This window comes from Terrisporobacter sp. (assembly GCF_017888745.1).
Lineage (GTDB): Bacteria > Bacillota > Clostridia > Peptostreptococcales > Peptostreptococcaceae > Terrisporobacter.
In genome coordinates, this window is record NZ_JAGHFM010000102.1 from 1 (window position 1) to 7018 (window position 7018).

At 28.5% G+C, this 7018-nt stretch carries 6 protein-coding genes; all 6 read right to left on the bottom strand.

The genetic code is table 11. The annotated features are described in order from the left end of the window. Positions 1–133: hypothetical protein (locus J7G74_RS05190; RefSeq protein ID WP_297132734.1), on the bottom strand; the 133-nt coding region annotated here is incomplete at its 3' end. Positions 134–284: 151 nt separating this feature from the next. Next, positions 285–2741 (bottom strand): ATP-dependent Clp protease ATP-binding subunit, encoded by a 2457-nt coding sequence (locus J7G74_RS05195; RefSeq protein ID WP_297132721.1) that lies wholly within the window; start codon positions 2739–2741, stop codon positions 285–287. An 11-nt stretch (positions 2742–2752) separates the two neighbouring features. Then, entirely contained in the window at positions 2753–3757 is a 1005-nt protein-coding gene (locus tag J7G74_RS05200) for a hypothetical protein (protein WP_297132724.1), read from the bottom strand. A 15-nt stretch (positions 3758–3772) separates the two neighbouring features. After that, complete coding sequence (locus J7G74_RS05205) at positions 3773–4321, bottom strand: UvrB/UvrC motif-containing protein (RefSeq protein WP_297132728.1); 549 nt, start codon at positions 4319–4321, stop codon at positions 3773–3775. A 4-nt stretch (positions 4322–4325) separates the two neighbouring features. Then, on the bottom strand, positions 4326–4799 hold the full coding sequence (locus J7G74_RS05210; protein WP_297132730.1) for a CtsR family transcriptional regulator: 474 nt from the start codon (positions 4797–4799) through the stop codon (positions 4326–4328). A 186-nt stretch (positions 4800–4985) separates the two neighbouring features. Further along, entirely contained in the window at positions 4986–6917 is a 1932-nt protein-coding gene (locus J7G74_RS05215; RefSeq protein WP_297132733.1) for an elongation factor G, read from the bottom strand. Positions 6918–7018: the final 101 nt, after the last annotated feature.

The window sequence follows — 7018 nt, forward strand, 5'->3', positions numbered from 1 at the left end:
CCTTTGGAGATTTTTTTTCTTCTATTTCTTCAACAAATGTATTCCATTTTGTACACTCAGGACATTTACCTAACCATTTGCTAGTTTCATACCCACAAGATTGGCATACATATTTTGTTTTAATCTTCGCCATTGTTATCCATCCTTAAATGCTTTATTATTACTTTATTGTACTATATATTATTAGTCTGTGCATATATTATTATCGTGTTTTATAGTAAATATATCAAAAAAACCTTTATAAAACCTTAAATAGAGGGAGTTTCCCCCCTCTATTGTTAAAATTATTTTACCTCAAAAGCCATCTTTCCTTCTTTAACAGTCGCTTCAACTACATCTCCTGATTTTATTGTTCCCTGTAAAATCAATTCTGATAATTCATTTTCTAATTCTTTTTGTATAGATCTTTTTAAAGGTCTAGCTCCATACTCTAAATCAAAACCTTCTTTAGCAATTAAATCTATTGCGTCTTCATCCATCTCCAATTTAATTGTCATTTCATCTAATCTATTTATTAATGTTTTACACATTAATTTTACTATTTGAGAAATATCTTGCTTATTAAGTGAATGGAATACTATTATATCATCTATTCTATTTAAAAACTCAGGTCTAAACTGTTTTTTAAGTTCTCTCATGATAGTTTCTTTCATTTTCTCATATTCATTCTTTTCCGAATCATCTTTATTACCCGAATTAAATCCTAATGTTTTTTGTTTTTTAATTGTAGTTGCCCCAGCATTAGATGTCATTATTAGTATAGTATTTTTAAAATCAACAGTTCTTCCCTTAGAATCAGTCAATCTACCATCATCTAGTATTTGTAATAATATATTAAAGACATCAGGGTGGGCTTTTTCTATTTCATCGAATAAAACTACTGAATAAGGGTGTCTTCTTACTTTCTCAGTTAATTGTCCTCCTTCATCATATCCTACATATCCAGGAGGAGAACCTATCAATCTAGATACTGAATGTTTTTCCATGTACTCTGACATATCTATACGAATAATTTGATTTTCATCTCCAAACTCAGCTTCAGCTAATGCTTTACTAAGCTCCGTCTTACCTACACCAGTTGGACCTAGAAATAAAAATGAACCAATAGGTCTATTAGGATCTTTAAGTCCTGCCCTAGCTCTTCTAATAGCCGTACAAATAGACTTTATTGCTTGATCTTGACCAACAACTCTTTCATGCAATATATCTTCTAATTTTAATAATCTTTCTGCTTCTTCTTCCATCATACTATTGACAGGTATTCCTGTCCAAAGACTTACAATCTCTGCAATTGCTTCTGAATCTACTACATTTTCGTACTTTGATATACTACTCCAATCTCTTCTGATTTTATCTAACTGTTCTTGTGTTTTTCTCTGTTCATCTCTTAGTGTAGCAGCTTTTTCAAAATTTTGACCTCTAATAGATTCCTCTTTTTCTTTTTTTATACTATTTATTCTTTCTTCTAAGTCTTTAATTTCTTTTGGAGGTGTGCTCTCTTTTAATCTAACCTTCGATGCTGCCTCATCTATTAAATCTATTGCCTTATCTGGCAAAAATCTATCTGTAATATATCTTACTGATAATTCAACTGATGCTTTTATAGATTCATCTGTTATCTTTACCTTATGATGCGCCTCATACTTATCTCTTAATCCTTTTAAGATTTCTATTGTATCTTCTTTTGTTGGTTCTTCTATGAGCACAGATTGAAATCTTCTTTCTAGACCACTATCTTTTTCAACATGTTTTCTGTATTCATCTATAGTTGTAGCACCTATTATTTGTATTTCTCCTCTCGCTAAGCAAGGTTTTAATATATTAGAAGCATCAATTGAACCTTCTCCTGTAGATCCCGCTCCTATTATAGTGTGCATTTCATCTATAAATAAAACTATATTACCTTTTTTTATTACCTCATCTATGACTTGTTTTATTCTTTCTTCAAATTCCCCTCTATATTTAGCTCCAGCTAAAAGAGACCCCATATCTAAGGTATATAATATTTTATTTTTTAAAGTATCCGGCACTCGTCCTTCTGCTATATCAATTGCTAAACCTTCTGCTATAGCTGTCTTTCCCACTCCTGGGTCCCCAATTAGTACTGGATTATTCTTTGTTCTTCTACTTAAAATTTGGATAATTCTTTCTATTTCTTTTTTTCTTCCAATAACAGGATCTATTTTATCTTGTTTAGCACTTTCAGTAAGGTTTCGTCCATATTTATCAAGCAATTTTGATGATGTACTTTCTGAAGAAGAGTTAGTACTACTTTTGTTTGATGAATTATTATCCATAGAATAATTGTCTATTCCCATCATATCTATAATACTTTCAGCTATATCTCTAGCGTCTATATTAAGTGAGGCTAAGATTTTCATCCCTAAGCCTTCTCCCTCTTGGGCAAGTGCTAATAATATATGTTCTGTTCCTATGTAATTAGTTTTAAGTTTATTAGCAAATGCTCCTGATAATTCTAATATTTGTTTTGATCTAGGACTTAATGTTACCTCAGATTTAATTTCATCGTTCTTACCTTCTATTTCAATTATCCTAGCTTTAAGGATATCTTCTGTTACTCCTAATTGATTTAAAACCTTGGCAGCTATTCCGTCTTTTTCTTTTAGAAGCCCTAGAAGTATATGTTCTGTTCCAACGATTTTATGACCAAGTTTTTTTGCTGATTCTACTCCTAAATCAATTGCAGTCTTAGCTCTTTGAGTAAACCTATTGAAGTACATTTTCATCCCTCCTATTTATTATTCCTATTAGCTAAAGTAAATTCATTCCTTATATAACTAGCTCTTTCTATATCGCTACTACTAGTTACAGCGGACATTAACCTTAATGCTGGTTTCATACCATTCATAAGGTTTATTACTTTATCTAAATTTATATCATTAATATAATCCATCTCTATACCTAATTTAATATTAGATAAGTGTTTCATAACTTCTTGAGCAGAAATAATCCTTGCATTTTGAAGTATTCCTAAAGACCTATAAACTTCATCTTCCACCTCTATATTGGCCTCTATCTTTAATATTTCTCTTGATTCAATTTCTTTAGTAATAATTTCTTTAATCATACTTTTTAGACTTTCAAGAGTGTTTTTTTCTGACCTTCCTATAATGTTTTGATTTGTTATCTCATACATATTTCCTAATGTATTTGACCTTTCACTGCAAATACCCTTTATATTTATACCTAATTTATGACCTATATTATGATAATTTTCTATTTTTTTTTGTAATGATAATATAGGTAAATGAAGCGTTACAGAAGCTTTTAATCCAGTTCCTACATTAACTGGACAACTAGCTAAATATCCTAAATTTTCGTTAAAAGAATAATCTAATTTTTCCCCTAATATATCATCTATTTGATCTGCTATGTTAAAAGCTTCATTTAAATTTAGGTTATTCATATATATTTTAATTTCAATATGATTATCACCATTAATTAATATGAATTTACTTTTATCCTTATTAATCAATATTGATGAAATATCATTTTTAGAAAACTTATTACTTATAATATTCCTTTCTATGAGAGTTGTTTTTTCTATATCAGTAATATCTTTCATATTTTTTAAAATAAAATCCTCTTGTTGCAAATCTGGTGAAGTTAATAATATCCTGCTTACCTTATTTACTATATGCATTGCCTCTGATTGATTTAATTTATGAGGAAAAGGATAGTTATTTATATTTCTAGATAAGGATACTTGGGTGTTCATTACTATAGTATTTTCCATAAATAAATCACCTTCCTATTCATTGCACTCTTGTAGCTCTCTTATTTTATCTCTAATATCTGCCGCCTTTTCATACTCTTCTCTTTCAACTGCTCTATTTAAGTCTTCTTTTAAAATTCTTATTTCATTACGTATATATATATGAGTATTATCACTTTTTGGAATTTTACCTACATAATCTGAATATCCATAAAGTTTTTTTAATATTAATTCAAGTTGATCTTCAAATGCCTCATAACAACCACTACATCCTAATTTTCCAGTTGTTCTATATTCATCGTATGTACTACAACATTCTGGACAAATTATATTTTTATACGTGTTATTTTTTTCTAATGACATTTGTTTATTCTCTTTTCTAGATATTTCTTCTGATTTAAATTGTTCTTCTAATTGAAGTTTATCCATTAAATCTTTTATTGAAAATGACTCATCTAAGTTTAAATTAAATAAAGGGTAATCCTTTGCACAATCATTACATAAATATAACCTAGTCTCTTGACCATTTATAATGGAGCTAATAAAAACGGCTGCAGTCTTTTTATGACATACTTGACATAACATACTATCACTCCTCTATGTTGAATAATTCTTCTATAATATTTTTTAAAATTTTTGCTCTTATATTTTCACTTAATTCATATATGGGTGTATTTAAAGATTTATCATCTATAACACATAATATTATTTTTGCTTCTTTATTGTTAATAATATTAATGTCTAATAACCAATTAATTATAACTTTTCCCTGGAAATATGTTATTTTGTTGTCGATTTTTTCATATATAGTGTGTAAAACATGTTCTCTAGTATTTGTTTTGATTGTTTTGATTTTTTTGATTTCAACATATCCTCCACCACCTTTTTTACTTAGGATCTCATACCCTTTTTCTCTAGAAAATCTAGTTGTTAGTACATAATTTATCTGAGATGGGGCACAATTAAATAGATTAGCAAGTTCATTTCTCTGAATTTGTATATTATCACTATCTTTCATTAAGTTTTTAATAAATTTTTCAATTATATCACTGATTGAAGCCATATTATCACCACTTAATTAAATTGATTCTTATTTGACTTTCTTTGACTACTATTAATATATATTATATACATCTTTTAGTTATATAATCTAATTATTATAAATAAAATCGGGTATATATTTTGCTTACAAAACAAAATAAACGACACAATATTTTAAAATATCATGCCGTTTTTGTTCATATTTTTCTTAATTATTAGCTTCTGCGATTATTTTTAATGCTAGTTGCTGAGGAACTTCATTATACTTTTCTAGTTGCATTTCAAAATATCCTCTACCTTGAGTCATAGATCTTAAATCAATTGCATATTTAAATGTTTCACTTTGAGGAGCCTCAGCATATATTACTTGTCTTCCTTTATCATCAGGTTCCATACCTAAGATTTTTCCTCTTCTCTTATTTATATCCCCCATTACATCTCCCATATATTCTTCTGGAACAGTTATAACAAGTTTCATGATAGGTTCTAATAATATTGGTTTAGCTTCTTCCATTCCTTTTTTAAATGCTAAAGATGCAGCCATTTTAAATGCCATTTCAGATGAGTCAACATCATGATATGATCCATCATATAATACTGCTTTAATATTAGTAACAGGATATCCTGCAAGAATTCCCTTTTGCATAGAGTCTTTTAATCCCTTTTCTACTGCTGGTATATATGATTTTGGTACAGATCCACCAAATATTTCTTCGGCAAACTCAAAATCGTCATTTGATCTTGTAAATTTAATTTTTACATCACCGTATTGACCATGCCCTCCAGATTGCTTCTTATGTTTCCCTTGTACATCAGAAGAGCCTTTTATAGTCTCTCTATAAGCAACCTTTATATCTTCTAAATCTACATCCACTCCAAATTTTTCTTTCATTTTATTCTTAACTGTATTTATATGAAGTTCACCTTGACCTCCAACTAATGTTTGTTTAGTTTCTGAATTTCTATACCAATGTATAGTTGGATCTTCTTCTGATATTTTATTTAATGCCGCACCTATTTTATCCTCTTCACCTTTATTTTTAGGTACTATAGCATAATATATTTGAGGTTTTGGTAAATTAATTTCGTCTAGTAATTCTTCTTTGTTGCTATTTGATAGAGTATTTCCTGTTTGTAAAGAGTTAACCTTAGTAACTACTACTATATCACCAGCATTAGCATAATCTACTTCTTCTAATTCACCTTTTTTCATTGTATATAAATTTGATATTTTTTCTTTTACATCTTTATTTAAGTTTATTACTTCAGAATCTTTTTTCAATTGGCCTTGAACTACTTTTATATAAGACATTTTTCCTACAAATGGGTCAACCATAGTTTTAAATACTAATGCTTTTAAAGGCTCTTCATATTTAATATAACTTGGCTCTATATATGATCCTATAGTTTGTAATATTTCTTCTGAACCTATATTGTTAATAGTAGACCCACATATAACAGGTATTATATCTCCACTTTGTATACCTATTATTATTCCTTTTTGTATCTCTTCTGGAGTTAGTTCTTCCCCACTAAAATACTTATCTAAAACTTCATCGTCTGTTTCAGCTATATGTTCCATTAGCGCTTCTTTTACGCTAGAAACTTGTTCTTTAAATTCTCCATCTAAATCATCATCCAAGTTTTCTAAAATATTATGTAATTTAACAAATTTTTTATCTTTATATATAGGGCTTATCATTGGTACTATCTTATTGTCATATTTTTTTCTTAACATCTCTATTGCATCTTTATATCTTGCCTTTTCATTGTCTATTTTGTTGATAAACATTATTTTGGGCATATTCTCAGTTAGTTCTAAAGATTTTTCTGTCCCAACTTGTATAGGAGAAGTAGCATCTATAACTATAATAGCTGCATCACTTGCTCTTAAAGAAGATATAACTTCACCACTAAAATCAAAATAACCAGGTGTGTCTAATAAATTGTATTTCACGTTATTATACTCTATTGGAGCTAGTCCTATGCTGTAAGTCATGTTTACTTTATCAGATATCTTTGGCATTTTATTTGAGATATTTGTAGTATACGCTAGGGCATCAATTAGATTTGACTTTCCACATCCACTATGTCCTAGTATTGCAACATTTCTTAAGTTGTTACTATCATAGACTTTCATATTAGCACCTACCTTTTTTAATTATATAAAATTTTCAACTGTTCTTGATAATTTTATACTATTTATATGTATAATATTCCCAATTAATTTAGATAAGATTA